Here is a 16,513-nt window from a genome sequence, read left to right on the forward strand (position 1 = left end):
GTCAGTCATCCTTGTCAGCAAGGCGCTGCACCTCGGCGTCGTTGGCACCTTCGAGCGCATCCTGCATGTAGCCTACGAGGTCACCATCAGCAGCAGCATCTAGCTCAGCGCGTGGGATACCTTTCGCTTCTGCCTCGGCAACGCTTTGGTTCGCTAGGTCTCGCGCCTCGCTATGGTCCTGGGGATAGCCCGTCGCATGGACGTGCTCATCCTTAAACCCTTCGAGGAAGTCGGCTGCTCTCTCGCTCACGCTAGCCTCCATTCTGCTTGCCGCTAAGCATATCGGAAGCAGGGGCGACGATGCAAACCCCAGCGCAAGATCGTCAGATTTCAAACTGAGACACTACCCGCCACCTGTTCACGATCGGATAGCGGCGGTCCCGCCCGAAATTCTTCGACGTGACCTTCGGGCCCGGCGGCGCCTGGCGGCGCTTGTATTCGGACAGATAGAGAAGGTGCTGGATGCGCAGCACCGTCTCCGCGTCGTGGCCGCGGGCCACGATCTGCTCGACCGAGATCTCCTCCTCGACGAGGCCGTGCAGGATATCGTCGAGCACCGCATAGGGCGGCAGGCTGTCCTCGTCGCGCTGGTCCTGGGCAAGCTCGGCCGAGGGGGGCTTCGTGATGATCCGCTCGGGGATGACGGCGCCTTCCGGTCCTGCGCAATCCTTGGGCCGCGTCTCGTTACGGAAGCGGGCGAGATCGAAGACCCGTGTCTTGTAGACGTCCTTGATCGGGTTATAGGCGCCGTTCATGTCGCCGTAGAGCGTCGCGTAGCCGACCGCCATTTCGGACTTGTTGCCGGTCGTCAGCAGCAGCGCGCCGAGCTTGTTCGATAGCGCCATCAGCGTCGTGCCGCGAATGCGCGACTGGAGGTTCTCTTCGGTGACGTCCGCCTCCCGCCCCGCGAAGGCGTCCGCCAGCATGCCGCTGAACGCCTCGACGCCCGGCTCGATCGGGATCGTGTCATAGGCGACGCCGAGCGCGTCCGCGCAGGCGGCGGCGTCCTCCAGGCTCTCGGGCGAGGTATAGCGGCTGGGCAGCATGACGCAGCGCACATTCTCCGCGCCCAGCGCATCCGTCGCGATGGCCGCGACCACGGCGCTGTCGATGCCGCCGGACAGGCCGAGGATCACCGATTGAAAACCGGACTTGCGGACATAGTCGCGCGTGCCCGTGACGAGGGCGCGCCAGACCAGCGGCTCCTCCTCTTCCCAGGCCACCTTCTGCACGGCCTGGCAGGTGAGGCTGCCCCCGGCCCCCTCCCGCCACTCGGTCATGGTGATCGCCCGGACGAAGAGCGGCGCCCGGCAGGCCGCCCCCGCCTTGGTCATCACGAAGCTGCCGCCGTCGAAGACGAGCTCGTCCTGTCCGCCCACCTGGTTGACGAAGATCAGCGGCAGGCCCGTCTCCCGCGCCCGCGCCTCGGCATGAAGCGCCCGCTCGGCATGGACCGTCTGCCGGAAGGGCGAACCATGCGGCACGATCAGGAGGTCCGCTCCGCGCTTGGCGAGGTGCTGCGCGACGGCCGGTTGCCACATGTCCTCGCAGGCCATCAGGCCGAGGGTGACGCCGCCAAAGGCCGCCGGCTCCGGCATGGGGCCCGGCCGGAAGGTGCGCGGCTCGTCGAAGACGCCGTAATCGGGCAGGCAGGACTTATACCGGACGGCCGTCACCGCGCCGTCCGCCAGCAGCACCACCGCGTTGTAGGGCCGCGGATCGCCGCTATCGGACGGCCAGGGCGTGCCGACGACCAGTGCGGGCCCGTCCTTGGTCGCATTCGCCAGGGACAGCGCCGCCTGGCGGCAGGCCTCGGCATAGGCCGGGCGCAGGATCAGGTCCTCGGGCGGATAGCCCGAGACGATCAGTTCGGGACAGACGACGAGATCCGCCCCGAGGCCCGCCGCTTCCTCGTGGGCGTCCTTGATGAGGCGGATATTGCCCTTCACGTCCCCGACGAGCGGGTTCAGCTGAGCGAGCGCGATCTTGATCCGGTCCAACATGGCCTCAGAGCTAGACCAGAGCGCCGCCCGCGGCGAGCCCTCAACGCGTCATCGGACAGCCGCCGCGAAGGCCTCGCAGACGAATTCCGCCTGGGCGTCGCTCAGATAGGGATGCATGGGCAGGGACAGGACACGCTCCGCCGCCCGCTCGCAATTCGGCAGGGGCGTCTCGGGCAGGAAACGCGCGAAGGCCTTCATCCGGTGAAGCGGCGTCCTGTAATAGACGGCCGTGGGCACGCCCGCCTCGGAAAGCCGCTCGCGCACGGCGTCCCGGTCATCGACCTGCACCGTGTAATAGCCGTAGCCCGAGGAGGTGCCGCGCGGGATCGCCTGGGCCTGCGCGAGACCGTCGAGCCCCTCGTCATAGATGCCGGCGACGCGGCGCCGCGCCTCGCGCTCGTCCCAGAAGATCGCGGCCTTTTCCAGCAGCACGCCCGCCTGGAAGCTCGACATCCGGCCGTTCAGGCCCACCCGCACGCTCTCGGCCCGCGCCTCGTCCGTGCCGTGCCAGCGGATCGACCGGCACAGTTCCGCCATCTCGCCCGACTGCGTGAAGACCGCGCCGCCATCGCCATAGCCGCCGAGCGCCTTGCCCGGAAAGAAGGACGTGCCCGTCGTGTCCGCCAGGCTGCCGACCCTGCGTCCGTCCTGCTCGCCGCCGAAGCTCTGCGCCCCGTCCGCGAAGAGCTCCATCCCCTCGGCCTCGCACACCGCGCGCAGCGCCGGGTAGTCCGCCGGCACGCCGAACAGGTCCACCGCGCAGACGAGGCGCGGGGTCAGACCGGCCTTTCTCGCCTGCCCGATCCTGATTTTCAGGTCCTCCGGATCCATGTTGAACGTGTCCGGACGGATATCGACGAAGACCGGCGTTCCGCCCGCCAACGCCACCGCGTTCGCCGTCGCGTTATAGGTGAAGGCCGGAACGAAGACGGCATCCTTCGGCGTCAGCTCCAGCGCCATCATCGGAATGACCAGCGCGTCCGTGCCCGACGAGCAGGCGATGCAGTGCTCCGCCCCCACTTGTTCGGCCAATAGGGTTTCGAGCTCCTCGATCTCGGGACCGGCGATATAGCGGCCATGATCGAGCACCGCCGTCAGCCGCGCCTCGACCTTGTCGCGGATCCGCGCCTGCTGCGCCACGAGGTCGATGAAGGCGATGGGCGCGACGCCCTCGCGATCGTCCGCCTTCGGCATGATAGCCATCACAGGACCTCCTTGGCCGCCTGTTCGATGATCGTCGCGAGCTTCAGCGCGGCGCGCCCCTCCGCCCCTCCGACACCGCGCATGGCTCCCCCGCGCACGGCGTCGAGGAAGCTTCGCGTGCCGTATCCGAGCGGATCCTCCAGCGCCAGGGAGCCGCCGCCGCCGAGGCTCGCCTTGAGCGGCGTCCCTGTCTCGTTCGTGACCTCACGCGAGAGGAAATCGAGGTGCAGCCGCCCGTCCGGGTAGTGCAGGGCGAGGTCGCGCACCGGCTCCCGGGCGAGGCGGGACGCCGAAAGCTGCGCCTCGAGCCCGCTGGCGAAGCGCAGGCGCGCCTCGACGTGATCGGCGTTCTCACCATGCTCGGCCCGCGCCTCGCACGTGGCGATCTCCGCCTCGTCCGTTCCGGCCAGCTTCGCCAGAAGATCGAGATCGTGGATCATCAGGTCCATGACCACCGACACGTCCAGCGCCCGCGGCGAGAAGCGGTTGAGGCGCCGCGCGGCGAAGCGCTGCGGCCGCTCGGGCCGGTCGAGAAGGCCCAGCGCCTCGGCGACATAGCGCTCCTGATGGCCGACCTGCAGGATCAGCCCCGCCTCTTCGGCCATGAAGATCAGCGTGTCCGCCGCCTCGACCGTCATGGCCACGGGCTTCTCGATCAGAACATGCCGGCCGCGCTCCATCGCCCGCCCGGCGAGTTCGGCGTGGAACGGCGCGGGCGTGGCCACGGTCAGGACGTCGACCGCATGCAGAAAATCAGCATAGCCCGTGAAGGCCTGCGCGCCATGCGCCTCGGCCAGCGCCTGCGCCTTTTCGGGCACGGGGTCGAAGATGGCGGCCAGCCGCACGCCTTCGGCCGCGGCATATTTCTGCGCGTGGTAGCCGCCGAACACGCCTGCGCCGGCGACCCCGGCCCTGATCTCGCCTTCCATCATGCCGCCCTCTTAATCCGCGCAGGACGGCACGCACGTCACAGGCGGTTGCCGCTCGTTACCGCTATTACGCCGCCGCCGCGGCACGCCGCCGGTCCTCGCGCAGCTTCTCGGCGAGGGTGAAGGCCAGCTCCAGCGCCTGGTTGGCGTTGAGGCGCGGGTCGCAATGGGTGTGATAGCGATCCGACAAATCCGCCTCGGAGATCGCCTGGGCGCCGCCGAGGCATTCGGTCACGTCCTGCCCCGTCATCTCGAAGTGGACGCCGCCGGGATAGGCCCCCTCGCCCTCGCAGGCCTCGAAGAACTGGGTCACCTCGGACAGGATCCGGTCGAAGGGCCGCGTCTTGTAGCCGGTCTGCGCCTTGATCGTGTTTCCGTGCATCGGGTCGGAGGACCAGACGACAGTGCGCCCCTCTTCCTGCACCCGCCGCACGAGGCGCGGCAGGCCGCCCGCCACCTTGTCGGCGCCGAAGCGGCTGATGAGGACGATCCGCCCCGCCTCGTCCTGCGGGTTGAGGATGTCGAGCAGCGCGATCAACTCGTCGGGCTCCATGGTCGGGCCGCATTTGATGCCGATCGGGTTCTCGATCCCGCGGCAGAACTCGACATGCGCGCCATCGGGCTGGCGGGTGCGGTCGCCGATCCAGATCATGTGGGCGGAGGTGTCGTAATAGCGGCCCGTGGTGGAGTCGGTTCGCGTCATCGCCTGCTCATAGCCGAGCAGGAGGCCCTCATGGCTCGTATAGAACTCGACCTCGGTCAGCGCCTTCTGACCGCCCGCGGTGATGCCGCAGGCATCCATGAAGGCCATCGCCTCTGAAATCTTGTCGGCCAGCGCCATGTAGCGCTCGCCCTGCGGGCCGCTGGCGAATTCGAGGTTCCACCGATGCACGTTGCGTAGGTCGGCATAGCCGCCCTTGGCGAAGGCGCGCAGCAGGTTCAGGGTCGAGGCGGACTGGCCATAGGCCTTGAGGAGGCGCTGCGGGTCGGGAACGCGCGCTTCCGGCGTGAAAGCCATGCCGTTGATGTTGTCCCCCCGATAGCTCGGCAGGGTGACGCCCTCGACGGTCTCGACGGCGCTGGAGCGCGGCTTGCCGAACTGCCCCGCGATCCGGCCGACCTTCACCACCGGCATGGCCGCGCCATAGGTCAGCGCCACCGCCATCTGCAGAAGGACGCGGAAGGTGTCGCGGATATTGTCCGGCGCGAACTCCTTGAAGCTCTCCGCGCAATCCCCGCCCTGCAGCAGGAAGGCCTCGCCGCGCGCGACCTGCGCCAGGCGGTCGCGCAAGGTGCGCGCCTCGCCCGCGAAGACGAGCGGCGGATAGCCCGACAACTCCCGCTCGACCTCGGCCAGCGCCGCAGGATCGGGATAATCGTCAGGAATGTGCCTGGCCGGCTTGTTCCGCCAGCTGTCCGGGGACCAGGTCATGCCGCCTCGCAAGAATGAAGTCCGGCCAAGTTAGGCAAGGCCTTCCCCCGGCGCAACGGCAGGGGGCGGTTACGCCGCAACGCCTTCCAGCGCGAGAAGCCGCTTCTTGCGTTCCGCGCCGAAGGCATAGCCGCCGAGGCCGCCGCTTCCGCCAAGCACGAGGTGGCAGGGCACGAGGACGGCGACCTTGTTCGCGCCGCAGGCGCCGCCCACCGCGCGGGCCGCCCGGGGCTTGCCCAGGCGCCGGGCAAGCTCGCCATAGGTGACGGTTTCCCCTGACGGAATCTCGCACAGCGCCTGCCAGAGCTCTTCCTGGAAGGCGGTGCCTCGCAGGTCGAGCGGCAGGTCCGGGCGGCGGCCGCCCTCGGCGAGGAAGCGCTCGACGGCGGCGGCCCAGCCGATCAGCGGGTCGCCGGCCCCAGCGGGCATCGCGTCGGGAAGGGCGGCCCTGACCGCGCCTTCGGCCGTCTCGCCTTCGCCAAGGAAGGTCAGGAGGCACACCCCGCGCCGCGTCGCCGCGATGGCGGCAGGGCCGAGCGCGGTCTTCAGGGACAGATAGGTGACAGTCATGGCTGCGCCTCCTTGGCAGGAACGTCCCGTCCGCCGCCATACTAGACCAGGCCCGCGAACGGCGCAGCGTTTCTGCGCAGGCGAGCGGGAACGGAGAGCGGCGCCCGCCCGTCTCTAACGCAAGCAGGACACTCATCGAGGATGCCATGACGCGATTGATCGCTTCCCTTCTCGCCGGATCGGCGCTCGCAGCGCCCGCCGCCGCCCATTCCCTCCCGGCGCAGAATCATGACCGCGCGGCCCAGCCATCAGAGCCCGAGCAGGTGCGGGAAAGCGTCGCCGACGGCCTCTACGTCATCACCGGGCGCGGCGGGAACATCCTCTTCTCGACCGGAGAGGACGGCACGTTCGTGGTCGACGACCAGTTCGCGGATATCGCGGACACCAATCTGCAGCTGATCGAGGAGGTTTCGGACGGCCCCGTCGTCTTCGTCCTCAACACGCATTATCACGGCGATCACACCGGTGGGAACGCCGACTTCACGCGCGCCGGCGCCACCATCGTCAGCCATGACAATGTCCGCCGGCGCCTGTCCGGCCAGGACGGCACGGCAGGCAGCGCCCTGCCCGTGATCACCTTCAGCGAGGAAGCCACCTTCCACTGGAACGGCCAGCCCATCCGCGCCGTGGCCCTGCCCGATGCGCATACGGACGGCGACGCCATGGTCTATTTCGCCGAGGCCGACATTCTGCATACGGGCGATGTCTTCTTCTCGGGCCGCTATCCCTATATCGACGTCGAGGCCGGCGGCTCGGTCGCAGGCATGATCGCGGGGCTCGAACGCATCGCGGAGGTCGCGGGGCCGGAAACCAGGATCGTACCCGGCCACGGCCCCGTCTCGACGCGGGCGGACGTGGAAGAGGCGATCGAGGTCCTGACCCATGCCCGCGACCGGGTGCAGGCGCGCATCGATGCGGGCGATGACCGCGAGGCGGTGATCGCGGCAGACCTCCTCGGCCGCTACGACGATGATTACGCTTGGCGTTTCATCACCGCCGAACGCATGGCCGGGCAGGTCTATGACGCCCTGACGGCCGAAGGCGGCGAGCCCGCAGCCGCGGCCGCGCGCTCCGACCCCCTGAGCATGGTCCGCGCCACAGCGGCCGAGCGGCGCCGCGCGCGCCAGGAAGCCGGCGACAATGCGGAGGGCATGCAGCCCTCAGACCCGGTCGAACCCGCAGTGCCGCCCACCGCGCCCGACACGGTCTCGCCGACGCCCAATAGAGGCGGCTGACCGATCGCCTCTGGACGAAAGGGGACGGAGCGGGAATCCTGAGGCCCTGATGACGCAGGGCCTCCAGATCGCTACGGCGCACAGCCGCACTCCGCGCGCGCCGGGTCCCGGCGGCCGCGCCGTCCTGTCGCTGCTGCCGCGCGGCGACAGCGTGGTCTGGGGCCGCTCTTTATCGGTGAAATACGTTCTCGACGGCGAAGAGCGCTACCGGGTCGGCAAGACCACGCATATCGTCCGGCCGGGCCGGTTCCTCGTTCTGGAGACTTCCGTCCCGATCGAAGCCATCCTGCCCCGTGCCGCGGCGGGCTTCTGCCTGTCCCTGCCGGCAGGGCGTGGCAGCGGCTCGCCTCTGTGCCGCGGCGGCATCGTCTTCGAAGCGCAGAACAGCGCGCTTGGCCGCAGCCTGTCCGATGCCGCAAGCCGTCTTGCGGCCCGCTCTTCCGAGAATGACGGCCTCGGCGATCTTTTCGCTGAGACCGGCGCCGGCCTGCCCGCCCTGCTGCGCGAGGCGGAGATGGCGATGAGCCGGCTCGAAGTCGCCAAGCAGGCAACGCGGCAGGATCTCCTGCAGCGCCTCGAGGCGGCGCGGGCCCTCATGGCACGCACGCTTCACCGTCCGCTGAGCGTGGCCGAGATGGCGGATGCGGCCGGCATGTCGCCCTTTCACTTCGTCCGCCGCTTCGCCGAGGCTTATGGCGAGCCGCCCGCCGCCCAGCATGCCCGTCTGCGCCTGTGCGAAGCCGCGGACGGACTTTTGGGCGGCCTCTCGGTCGGCGAGGCGGCGAAGCGAGCCGGTTTCGCCTCCACCGGCAGCTTCAGCCGGGCCTTCCGCGCGCGGTTCGGCCTCAGCCCGAGCGGCCTGCGCGACCTGCCGCCGCAACGGATCGCGCAGATCTTGCGAAACTCAAGGCAGGACGGTTCTCCCGCCTGACCGCATTCTGCTTTGCTGCGCCGGACCGAAGACGATGCGGCAAGCGATGTTTCGAACCTCTCTTCGGCGCTGCGGCGCCCTCCTCTCCCTCCCCCTTCTCGCGCTGGCCGCGCTTCCGGCACAGGCGCAGACGCCATCGGCATTGCAGGACCGGGCCCATGGAGAGAGCGCGCTTCAGGTGCAGATCTTCCTCCTGCGCCATGCCGAGGCGGGCAGCGGCAGCGCCGATCCCGCATTGACGGAGGAAGGCCGGCAGAGGGCCGAGGCGATTGCGGAGCAGCTCGCCGACGTGCCCTTCGAGGCGATCTATACGACGGACTATCGGCGCACCCGGGAGACGGCCGCGCCGCTCGCCGAGGTGATCGGGCTCGAACCCCGCTTCTACGACCCGCGCGACCTTAGGGGCTTCGCCGCCACGCTGGCGGAGAGCGGCGGACCGGTCCTCGTGGTGGGGCATTCCAACACCACCCCAGCACTCGTCGCCCTGCTCGGCGGCGCGCCCGGCGCGCCGATCGCGCATGACGATCACGACCGCCTCTACTGGCTCGACGGGAACAGGACCCGCCGCCTGACGGCGGGGGGCATCGCGCCGCTCCTCCTTGGCCCTTGCGAGGCGGCAGGCCTGCCTGCGGGAGCGCGGTGCGGGACCTATTCGGTTCCGGAAGGCGGCAGCCCGCAGCGGGATATCCCGCTGCGGGTGGCGCTGCTTCCGGGAGGGGAGACGGCCGCAGCTAGCCCAATGCTGGCCGTCCTCCCAGGAGGGCCGGGCCTCGGCGGTTCGCATGTTGCCGCCGGGGTCCGGCAGATGCTCGGCCCCCTCACCCAAGGCCGCGACGTGCTGCTGGTGGACCAGCGCGGCACGGGCGGCTCGAACCCGCTCGTCTGCGAGCAGGGGGCGAGCCTCGGCGAGGCGCTCCTGGCCCTCGGCCGGACGGATGTAGAGAGCCTTGCGGCCTGCAAGGAGGCGCTGGAAACCCGCGCCGACCTGACCCGCTACACGACCCCGCTCGCCGCCGACGACCTCGACCGCATCCGGCAGGCGCTGGGCGAGCCAGTGCTGGACCTCTTCGGCATGTCCTATGGCAGCCGCCTTGCGCTCGAGGCCATGCGGATGCACCCCGATGGCGTCGGCGTCGCCATTCTGCGTGCCGCGGCTCCGCCCGCTATGAAGCTGCCGCTCTTCACCCCGCGCGATGCGCAAGCCAGCCTCGACCGCCTGATCGCGGCCTGCGCCAAACAGGCCGCCTGCGCCCGCGCCTATCCCGACCTTGCGGGCGATGTGGGCCGGGTCCTGAGCCGTCTCGCCGAAGGTCCTGTCACCGTCTCCGTCACCGATCCGCGCGACGGGCAGGTCGAAGAGGTCGCCTTCACGCATGAGGCGTTCACGACCAGCCTCTTCTTCCTCCTCTACGTGCCCGAACTCTACGTCCACCTGCCGCGTCTGGTTCATACGGCGGCGGAAGGCGACTTCGCGCCCCTCGTCGGGATCACGGGACCGATGGTCGCCTCGACCCTCGGCCAGATCGCAGAGGGGCTGCGCCTGTCGGTCCTGTGCGCGGAGGACATCTCCCGCATCGATCCCGCTTCGGTCGAAGAGGCGACGCGAGGTACCTTCTTCGGCACCATGCCCGTGCGCAGCGACATGCAGGCCTGCGAGATCTGGCCGGTGGCGCAGGTCGAGCCGGGCTTCTTCGAACCTGTGAGGGCGGACACCGAAACCCTCATCATCTCCGGCGGCTTCGATCCAGTGGCGGGGCCGGACTGGGGCGAAGCGGTTGCCGAGGCGCTGCCCAATGCGCGCCATATCGTGGTCCCCGCCGCCTCGCACTATCCCCCCGTGCCGCGATGCGCGGCCGGACTGGCGAGGACGCTGCTGGAAACGCGGACCCTCCCCGAGGGCAGCGATCCTTGCGCCGATGAGCCCGCCGCTGCGACCATCGTGGTGCCGCAGGCGCGCGCGGAGGAGGCCCGGCAGTGAGCGGCGCCGACAGGTCCTTCCTCATCGGCGCGAGCATCACGACCGCGCTCTTGTCCTGCACGCTCGCGCTCGCGGCCGGGTCGCCGCTCCCGCTTCCCGGTTTCGCCCTGAGCGCTTTGGGCTTCTACGCCGCATCGCGCCGCTCGACGAGCTGGGCGTGGCGCAATCTCGCCGAAGGCGTTGCCGCTTCGGCCGCGGTGCTGACAGCGGCCACCATGCTGCGCTGGCAGGACCTGCCGCCTCCCGCCAGCATCGGCTTTCTCCTCACAGGAACGGCCGCCTGCGCAGCTATCCTCGGGCTGAGCCTGCAGATCGTTTCCCGCCTCCGTTCGAAGTGATCGAGAAGAGATCATGCCCCTCACGCCGCTCAAATCACTCCTGCCAGCCCTTGCCGTCCTCCTCATGCCGCTCCTTCTGCCGGCCATGGCCGCGGCGCAGCAGGAGACCGAAGACGGCGCGAGCATCGATGCGATCGTCGACGCCGCCTATGACGTCATTTCCGGCCCAGCAGGAGAGGCGCGGGACTGGGACCGGTTCCGTGCGCTCTTCGCAGAAGGAGCGAAGCTCTACCCGCGCGTTACGGGCATGCCGCAGGGCCTTCGCCCCTCCACGCCCGAAGACTACGTAGCCCGCAGCGGCCCTCTCCTCGAGGAGCGCGGCTTCTTCGAGGGCGAAGTGGCCCGCAGCGTTCACCGCTATGGGGACGTGGCGCAGGTCTTCTCGACCTATGAGGGGCGGTGGAAAGAGGACGAGGCGCCCTTCATCCGGGGCGTGAATGCTTTCCAGCTCGTCTTCGACGGGGAGCGTTGGTGGATCGTCTCGCTGGCTTGGCAGCAGGAAGCGCCCGAGCTGCCCGTTCCGGCAGCCTATGAGGCGGAATAGCGCTCAGAGCAGCCGTGAGATCGTCTGCACGACCTCTTCGAACGGCATGTCGATCACGTCGCCGTCCTGCGGCTCGCCGAGGGCGAGGCTGATCGCCTCCCAGGCATCGGGTGCCTCGACATAGGGGGTGTCTCCGATGCCGGCGAGGCGGCGGCCGCGCGCCTCGAACTCCATCACCGCGCCCGATCCGAGAAGCTTCAGCCAGCGCCAGCTGTCGCGATGCATGTCGCCATTCACATAGAGGAACCAGCGGCTGTCCTCGCCGGCGCTGTCGACGTCGAAATAGAGAGCCTGCCCATTGCCCGAATCGGCCAGCACGATGACCCCGTGCTCGTGCTCGTAGAAGACGGGCCGCACACGCAAGGTGAGGTCCACGGCCTCCCCCTGGCCCGCCTTGAGATCGGCCTTGGCGGCCCGGCGCGCCACCATCTGACGGCTATAGGCGCTGCGGATGTCGTGGCGGTTCATGTACCACGCCACGAAGATGAAGAGCGCGCTCGTCGCGGCGAAGACGCTGGCGACCTCGACCATGGTGAAGAAGTCGCTGACGGCATAGACGAAGGCGACGAGGAGCGGCCCGACAAAGGCCGTCGCCCGCGCCACCGGCTGCTTGAAGCCGATCAGGCGCTCCTTGAGGAACTCGCCCCAGCTTTCGGAAAGTGCCGCCCGCTCGCGCAGGCGCTGCGTGACCTGATCGGGCAGGTCCACCCGCGCCACCGTCAACATGGTTCCTGCCCTCGATCGAACCGGGGGTCAGGCTATGGCGGGGCATGTTGAAGCGGCGTTAAGCCAGCCGCGACAATTCTGGCCGGCCGGCGCGCCGCGCGCCCCGGCCGGAAGGGCGCGTCAGACGCGCACGGCCTCGAAGGTCGAGTTGCCGAAGGCGCCGAGCTTGACCGGGCCGTTGATCTTGTCGCCGGTCAGCGTGCCTTCGAAGGACAGGGTCAGCGGCATCGGCTTGGTGACGTCGACGTCCCAGCTCGCCGTATCGCCGTCGACCTTACCGTTCTTGATCGGCGTGGAATCGCCGCCCTGCTCCATCGTCCCGGTCAGGGCGTCGCCCGACTGCTCGAGGTTGAGCGTTCCGTTCTGCTTGCCCATGGGGGTGTTGATGGTGGCTTCGTACTTGCCGTCGAAGGACATCGGCGTCTCCTCTTCCTGATATCGGATTTCCTAAGGGGTGTGCGGGCCCATGGTCCAGCGAGGCCCGCACTGATGAGCGTTATTATCGCGGCCTATCAGATGTGGACAACGCGACCGAATGCATCGAGCGCGCTCTCATGCATCATCTCGGACAGGGTCGGGTGCGGGAAGATGGTGTGGAAGAGGTCTTCTTCCGTCGCCTCCAGCGTCATGGCGATGCCGAAGCCCTGAATGAGCTCGGTCACCTCCGCGCCGATGCAGTGCGCGCCCAGAAGCTCGCCGGTCTTCGCGTCGAACACGGTCTTGATGAAGCCTTCCTGCTCGCCGAGCGCGATAGCCTTGCCATTGCCCTGGAAGGGGAACATCCCGGTCTTGACCTTGTGTCCCGCCTCCTTGGCCTTCGCCTCCGTCAGGCCGACAGAGGCGACCTGCGGGTTGCAATAGGTGCAGCCCGGAATGCGCTTGACGTCGAGCGGGTGGACATCGTTCTGTCCCGCGATCTTCTCGACGCAGATGATGCCCTCATGGCTCGCCTTGTGCGCCAGCCAGGGCGCGCCGGTGACATCGCCGATGGCGTAGAGGCCCTTCACTCCGGTCTGAAGCCATTCGTCCACGACCACATGGCCGCGCTCGACCTTCACGCCGAGCTCTTCGAGGCCGAGGCCCTCGGTATTGCCGGTGATGCCGACGGCGAGGACGACGCGGTCGAACTCCTTCGCCTCGGTCTTGCCGTCCTTGCCCTTGATATGGGCGGTGACGGTATCCTCGCCCTTTTCCAGCTTCGCGACCTGCGCTTCGGTCTGGATCTTGATGCCCTGCTTTTCGAAGGTCTTGCGGGCGAAGGCCGAGACCTCCTCGTCCTCGGCGGGCAGGATGCGGCCCACCATCTCGACCACTTCCACCTCGGCGCCCATGGCGTTGTAGAAGCTCGCGAACTCGATTCCGATGGCGCCGGAGCCGACGACCAGCAGGCGCTCGGGCATGACGTCGGGGGTCATCGCCTCGCGCGCGGTCCAGATCAGCTTGCCGTCGGGCTCGAGCCCCGCCTGCGGGATCGTCCGCGCCCGCGCGCCGGTGGCCAGAATGACGTGCTTGGCCGAATAGGTCGTGTCCTTGCCGTCCTTGGTGACGACCACGGCGGGCCCGGCGCCATTGGCGCCCTTCAGCTTGGCCTCGCCGTCGATCACCTGGATCTTGTTCTTCTTCATCAGATAGCCGACGCCCGAAGCGAGCTGCTTGGCGATCTTGCGGCTGCGCTTGACCACGCCGTCGAGGTCGAAGCCGATGCCCTCCGCCTTCAGGCCGAAGGCCGAGGCGTGCTGCATGTTCGTATAGACCTCGGCGGTGCGAAGCAGCGCCTTGGTCGGGATGCAGCCCCAGTTGAGGCAGACGCCGCCCAGATGCTCGCGCTCGACGATGGCGGTCTTCATGCCCAATTGGCTGGCGCGGATGGCGGCGACGTAGCCGCCGGGGCCCGCGCCGATGACGAGAAGGTCGAATGTCTGATCGGTCATGGCGCTCCCTTATACGCTTGCGCGCCGCCTCGTAAGCGCTTTACGCCTCTTCTTGCACAGGGCCTGCGTTGGGGAGAGCGCTATGTCCATCGATCTATCGCCGCTTCTGGCGGCGCCGCTCTATATCCAGATGCATGCCTTCGCCGCCATGGCGGCCTTCCTTCTGGGCATCGTCCAGCTCGCAGCGCCGAAGGGCACGCTGCCGCACCGGACGATCGGCACGGTCTGGGTCGTGCTGATCGGGATCGTCGTGATCTCGTCGGTCTTCATCCAGCGGCCGGTCGGCCCCGGCGACCCGTTCCTCGCCCGCTTCTCCTGGATCCACATCCTGACGCTGACGACGGCGCTCGCGCTTCTTCAGGGCGTGTTCCTGATCCTGTTCGGCGGCGCGAAGATGAAGCGGCACAGGGGACCCTTCATCGCCATCTTCATCGGCGGGCTGGTCATCGCGGGCGCCCTCACCTTCGCCCCCGGCCGCATCATGCACGAGGTCGCGTTCGGGGCGCGGAGCTGAAAGATCAGACGGCCGGCGGCTTGAAGTTGAAGATGAAGGGCTCGGACAGGAGCCGCTCCGGCAGCATGTCGTAAGGCGCGCAGTCCACCACTGCGCTAACGGCGCGCAGGCGAGCGACGGACCAGTACCGGTTCCCCGAGCGGTCGATCTGCCCGCTGTTCAGCACGCGCGGCGGCCCGATCAGGCTGCCGTCGCGGTTGAGGTTGATCTCAACCGACACGACCAGCTTTTCCTGCTCGGGCACGCCGAGATCGCGAAGCCAGCAGGCTTCCAACGCCGATTGCAGCATGGCTTCCTCGGAGACGGTCAGCGTCTCGCCGAGGCCGATGCGCTCCTGGTCGCGCTCGCCTGTCGCTTCGCCCTCCGCCACCTCGCGCGGGCGCTGGCGCTCCTGCGCGTCCGGGTCGAGGTTCTGCAGCGCGTCGTCGAGGCTCGACAGATCGAACGGGTCTTCGGGCTCGGGTTCGGGTTCCGGCTCGGGCTCGACCGGCTCTGGCTCAGGCTCTGGTTCGGGCTCAGGCTCGACCGGTTCCGGTTCGGGGGCCGGCTCCACGGGCTCGGGCTCGGGCTCCGGTTCGGGGTCGGCGGGCGCAGGCTCCGGCTCGACGGGTTCGGGCTCCGGCTCCGGCTGAACCGGCTCGGGCTCGGGTGCCGGTTCGGGCTCGGGTTCAGGCTCCGGCTCCGCCGCAGCCTCCTCGGGTTCCGGCTCGGGCTCCTCTGCTTCCACCGTCTGCGGCACCGACACTTCGCGTGCCAGCTCGGCTTCGCTCAACAGCTCGACCGGCACGACGGGCACGTAAGGAACAAGGTCCGGCGCGATATGCGGCCAGCTCACCACCATCGCGGCGGCAGCGGCCCCGTGCAGGAGGGCCGAGAGAAGCGTTGCCTTGCGCAAGGCGCCTACTCCGTCAACAGCCCGATGCTGGTGAAGCCGGCGGCGTTCAGCCGGCCCATCACGCGGGCGACGTCGTCATAGAGAACGCCCTTGTCCGCCCGGACATAGATCCGCTGGTCGTAGCCCGCGGCGGACACTGCCTGAAGATGCGGGACGAGGTCGTCATAGGCGATCTCGCTTTCCTGAACGAAGATCGTGCCTTCGCCCGTCAGCGTCACGGCGAGCGGCTCGGTCTGCTCGGTCAGGGCCTGCGCCTCGGTCTCGGGCAGCTCCACCTCGATGCCGACCGTGAGGAGCGGGGCTGCCACCATGAAGACGATGAGCAGCACCAGCATGACGTCGACGAGCGGCGTCACGTTGATCTCGGACATGGGCCGCGTGCGCCCGCGCCCGCCGCGCTGCTGGATGCCGCCCGCCATCAGTTCGCGCCTTCGAGGCGCCGCGACAGGATGGCCGAGAACTCCGATGCGAAGCCTTCGAGCCGCACCGCATAGGAATTGAGCGCCGCGGAATAGCGGTTATAGCCGACCACCGCCGGGATGGCGGCGACGAGGCCGATGGCGGTGGCGAAGAGCGCCTCGGCGATGCCCGGCGCGACGACGGCGAGATTGGCGTCGCCGGTCTCGGCGATGCCCTGAAAGGCGTTCATGATGCCCCAGACCGTGCCGAACAGCCCGACAAAGGGCGCGGCCGAGCCGATGGTGGCGAGGACGGGCAGCTGGCGCTCGGCCTTGTCGAGTTCGCGGTCGACGGTGACGCGCATCACCTTGTCGATCCGCGCCTGCGCGCCGGGCGTGAAGCTGGAGCCGGTGGTGCGCCCGCGGCCGAGCTCGGTCATGCCGGCGGCGAAGACGGCGGCCATCGGGCTGTCGGGCTTTTCGCGCACGCGGCGATAGAGCTCGTCGAGCGGCTTGCCCGACCAGAAATCGTCCTCGAAGCGGCGGGCCCGCTTCTTGAGGCGGGCAAAGGTCATCATCTTCTCGATGATGACGGCCCACGACCAGATGCTGGCGAGGGCGAGGCCGAGCATCACGACCTTCACGATCGGATCGGCCTGAAGGAACATGCCCCACACGCTGAAATCGGTGCCGAGCGTGTTCGTCACCGCGACGGTCTCTTCCATCGAGATCTCCTGGCTGCGCCGGTGCGGGGGCGCCGTTCCGACCGGCGCGGCCTCCGCAAAGCTGTCCCGTTCTAGCACGAACGCCGTGCGTTTCGAGCTAGCCCTGCCGAAGAATGGTTAATGCCCGGTGGAGAGCTTCGTGCGGAGCGGGAGCGAGAGAG

Annotated in this window: 18 protein-coding genes; 6 read left to right on the forward strand and 12 right to left on the reverse strand. The window is 68.8% G+C overall.

Annotated features, from left to right (window positions below; genetic code table 11):
• Window position 1: 1 nt before the first annotated feature.
• The 6 genes from IE88_RS0101690 to IE88_RS0101715 form a co-directional block, all read right to left on the reverse strand.
• Complete coding sequence (locus tag IE88_RS0101690) at window positions 2-250, reverse strand: DUF768 domain-containing protein (RefSeq protein ID WP_162178279.1); 249 nt, start codon at window positions 248-250, stop codon at window positions 2-4.
• Window positions 251-323: 73 nt separating this feature from the next.
• Entirely contained in the window at window positions 324-2,003 is a 1,680-nt protein-coding gene (locus IE88_RS0101695) for an NAD+ synthase (RefSeq protein ID WP_031549440.1), read from the reverse strand.
• A 48-nt stretch (window positions 2,004-2,051) separates the two neighbouring features.
• A complete protein-coding gene (locus tag IE88_RS0101700) occupies window positions 2,052-3,206 on the reverse strand; it encodes a DegT/DnrJ/EryC1/StrS family aminotransferase (RefSeq protein WP_051881365.1) in 1,155 nt (384 codons plus the stop codon).
• The gene (locus IE88_RS0101705) at window positions 3,206-4,138 is read right to left on the reverse strand and encodes a Gfo/Idh/MocA family protein (protein ID WP_081871346.1); all 933 of its coding nucleotides are present in this window, start codon (window positions 4,136-4,138) and stop codon (window positions 3,206-3,208) included. The genes IE88_RS0101700 and IE88_RS0101705 overlap by 1 nt, the downstream gene beginning before the upstream one ends.
• A 64-nt stretch (window positions 4,139-4,202) precedes the next feature.
• Window positions 4,203-5,567, reverse strand: coding sequence for a class II 3-deoxy-7-phosphoheptulonate synthase (locus IE88_RS0101710; RefSeq protein ID WP_031549447.1), 1,365 nt, complete (start codon window positions 5,565-5,567; stop codon window positions 4,203-4,205).
• A gap of 69 nt (window positions 5,568-5,636) precedes the next feature.
• A complete protein-coding gene (locus tag IE88_RS0101715; protein WP_051881366.1) occupies window positions 5,637-6,137 on the reverse strand; it encodes a methylated-DNA--[protein]-cysteine S-methyltransferase in 501 nt (166 codons plus the stop codon).
• 146 nt (window positions 6,138-6,283) lie between these two features.
• Here IE88_RS0101715 and IE88_RS0101720 point away from each other — a divergent pair, with 146 nt between their 5' ends.
• The 5 genes from IE88_RS0101720 to IE88_RS0101740 are packed head-to-tail and all read left to right on the forward strand — an operon-like array spanning window position 6,284 to window position 11,163.
• Window positions 6,284-7,372 (forward strand): MBL fold metallo-hydrolase, encoded by a 1,089-nt coding sequence (locus IE88_RS0101720; protein WP_051881367.1) that lies wholly within the window; start codon window positions 6,284-6,286, stop codon window positions 7,370-7,372.
• A 49-nt stretch (window positions 7,373-7,421) separates the two neighbouring features.
• Complete coding sequence (locus IE88_RS17010; RefSeq protein ID WP_051881368.1) at window positions 7,422-8,303, forward strand: helix-turn-helix domain-containing protein; 882 nt, start codon at window positions 7,422-7,424, stop codon at window positions 8,301-8,303.
• A gap of 46 nt (window positions 8,304-8,349) precedes the next feature.
• The gene (locus IE88_RS17015) at window positions 8,350-10,281 is read left to right on the forward strand and encodes an alpha/beta fold hydrolase (protein WP_051881369.1); all 1,932 of its coding nucleotides are present in this window, start codon (window positions 8,350-8,352) and stop codon (window positions 10,279-10,281) included.
• Window positions 10,278-10,619 (forward strand): hypothetical protein, encoded by a 342-nt coding sequence (locus tag IE88_RS0101735; RefSeq protein WP_031549457.1) that lies wholly within the window; start codon window positions 10,278-10,280, stop codon window positions 10,617-10,619. Before IE88_RS17015 ends, IE88_RS0101735 begins: the two co-directional genes overlap by 4 nt.
• A 13-nt stretch (window positions 10,620-10,632) precedes the next feature.
• On the forward strand, window positions 10,633-11,163 hold the full coding sequence (locus tag IE88_RS0101740; RefSeq protein WP_162178280.1) for a Cif family virulence factor: 531 nt from the start codon (window positions 10,633-10,635) through the stop codon (window positions 11,161-11,163).
• A gap of 3 nt (window positions 11,164-11,166) precedes the next feature.
• Here IE88_RS0101740 and IE88_RS0101745 read toward each other — a convergent pair whose 3' ends face one another.
• From IE88_RS0101745 to lpdA, 3 genes are all read right to left on the reverse strand, one after another.
• A complete protein-coding gene (locus tag IE88_RS0101745) occupies window positions 11,167-11,889 on the reverse strand; it encodes a hypothetical protein (RefSeq protein WP_031549461.1) in 723 nt (240 codons plus the stop codon).
• Between the two features lie 120 nt (window positions 11,890-12,009).
• Window positions 12,010-12,306: a hypothetical protein gene (locus IE88_RS0101750; RefSeq protein ID WP_031549463.1), complete on the reverse strand. Its 297-nt coding sequence runs from the start codon at window positions 12,304-12,306 to the stop codon at window positions 12,010-12,012.
• A gap of 95 nt (window positions 12,307-12,401) precedes the next feature.
• On the reverse strand, window positions 12,402-13,820 hold the full coding sequence (gene lpdA / locus IE88_RS0101755) for a dihydrolipoyl dehydrogenase (RefSeq protein WP_031549465.1): 1,419 nt from the start codon (window positions 13,818-13,820) through the stop codon (window positions 12,402-12,404).
• Between the two features lie 82 nt (window positions 13,821-13,902).
• On the opposite strand from lpdA, the gene IE88_RS0101760 reads away from it, so the two are divergent.
• Window positions 13,903-14,334 (forward strand): DUF2306 domain-containing protein, encoded by a 432-nt coding sequence (locus IE88_RS0101760; RefSeq protein ID WP_202900391.1) that lies wholly within the window; start codon window positions 13,903-13,905, stop codon window positions 14,332-14,334.
• A 4-nt stretch (window positions 14,335-14,338) separates the two neighbouring features.
• Here the strand turns inward: IE88_RS0101760 and IE88_RS18485 are convergent, their stop codons facing one another.
• From IE88_RS18485 to tolQ, 3 genes are read right to left on the reverse strand one after another with little or no spacing between them, the layout of a single operon-like run.
• Window positions 14,339-15,229 carry an energy transducer TonB gene (locus tag IE88_RS18485; RefSeq protein WP_202900392.1) on the reverse strand — a complete coding sequence of 297 codons (891 nt, stop codon included), beginning with the start codon at window positions 15,227-15,229 and terminating at the stop codon, window positions 14,339-14,341.
• A gap of 5 nt (window positions 15,230-15,234) precedes the next feature.
• Window positions 15,235-15,648 (reverse strand): protein TolR, encoded by a 414-nt coding sequence (gene tolR / locus IE88_RS0101770; RefSeq protein ID WP_031549471.1) that lies wholly within the window; start codon window positions 15,646-15,648, stop codon window positions 15,235-15,237.
• Window positions 15,648-16,352, reverse strand: coding sequence for a protein TolQ (gene tolQ, locus IE88_RS0101775; RefSeq protein WP_031549473.1), 705 nt, complete (start codon window positions 16,350-16,352; stop codon window positions 15,648-15,650). Before tolQ ends, tolR begins: the two co-directional genes overlap by 1 nt.
• Window positions 16,353-16,513 lie beyond the last annotated feature (161 nt).

It is taken from the genome of Parvularcula oceani, from assembly GCF_000733125.1.
GTDB classification, from domain to species: Bacteria; Pseudomonadota; Alphaproteobacteria; order Caulobacterales; family Parvularculaceae; genus Parvularcula; species Parvularcula oceani.

Bases quoted from the DNA above. Each gene is read 5' to 3' on its own strand.
- IE88_RS17015 (WP_051881369.1), top strand. From the start codon at position 8,350: ATGTTTCGAACCTCTCTTCGGCGCTGCGGCGCCCTCCTCTCCCTCCCC.
- tolR (WP_031549471.1), bottom strand. From the start codon at position 15,648: ATGGCGGGCGGCATCCAGCAGCGCGGCGGGCGCGGGCGCACGCGGCCC.
- IE88_RS0101720 (WP_051881367.1), top strand. From the start codon at position 6,284: ATGACGCGATTGATCGCTTCCCTTCTCGCCGGATCGGCGCTCGCAGCG.
- tolQ (WP_031549473.1), bottom strand. From the start codon at position 16,352: ATGGAAGAGACCGTCGCGGTGACGAACACGCTCGGCACCGATTTCAGC.
- IE88_RS0101710 (WP_031549447.1), bottom strand. From the start codon at position 5,567: ATGACCTGGTCCCCGGACAGCTGGCGGAACAAGCCGGCCAGGCACATT.
- IE88_RS0101760 (WP_202900391.1), top strand. From the start codon at position 13,903: ATGTCCATCGATCTATCGCCGCTTCTGGCGGCGCCGCTCTATATCCAG.
- lpdA (WP_031549465.1), bottom strand. From the start codon at position 13,820: ATGACCGATCAGACATTCGACCTTCTCGTCATCGGCGCGGGCCCCGGC.
- IE88_RS0101715 (WP_051881366.1), bottom strand. From the start codon at position 6,137: ATGACTGTCACCTATCTGTCCCTGAAGACCGCGCTCGGCCCTGCCGCC.
- IE88_RS0101740 (WP_162178280.1), top strand. From the start codon at position 10,633: ATGCCCCTCACGCCGCTCAAATCACTCCTGCCAGCCCTTGCCGTCCTC.
- IE88_RS0101695 (WP_031549440.1), bottom strand. From the start codon at position 2,003: ATGTTGGACCGGATCAAGATCGCGCTCGCTCAGCTGAACCCGCTCGTC.
- IE88_RS17010 (WP_051881368.1), top strand. From the start codon at position 7,422: ATGACGCAGGGCCTCCAGATCGCTACGGCGCACAGCCGCACTCCGCGC.
- IE88_RS0101745 (WP_031549461.1), bottom strand. From the start codon at position 11,889: ATGTTGACGGTGGCGCGGGTGGACCTGCCCGATCAGGTCACGCAGCGC.
- IE88_RS0101750 (WP_031549463.1), bottom strand. From the start codon at position 12,306: ATGTCCTTCGACGGCAAGTACGAAGCCACCATCAACACCCCCATGGGC.
- IE88_RS0101705 (WP_081871346.1), bottom strand. From the start codon at position 4,138: ATGATGGAAGGCGAGATCAGGGCCGGGGTCGCCGGCGCAGGCGTGTTC.
- IE88_RS0101700 (WP_051881365.1), bottom strand. From the start codon at position 3,206: ATGGCTATCATGCCGAAGGCGGACGATCGCGAGGGCGTCGCGCCCATC.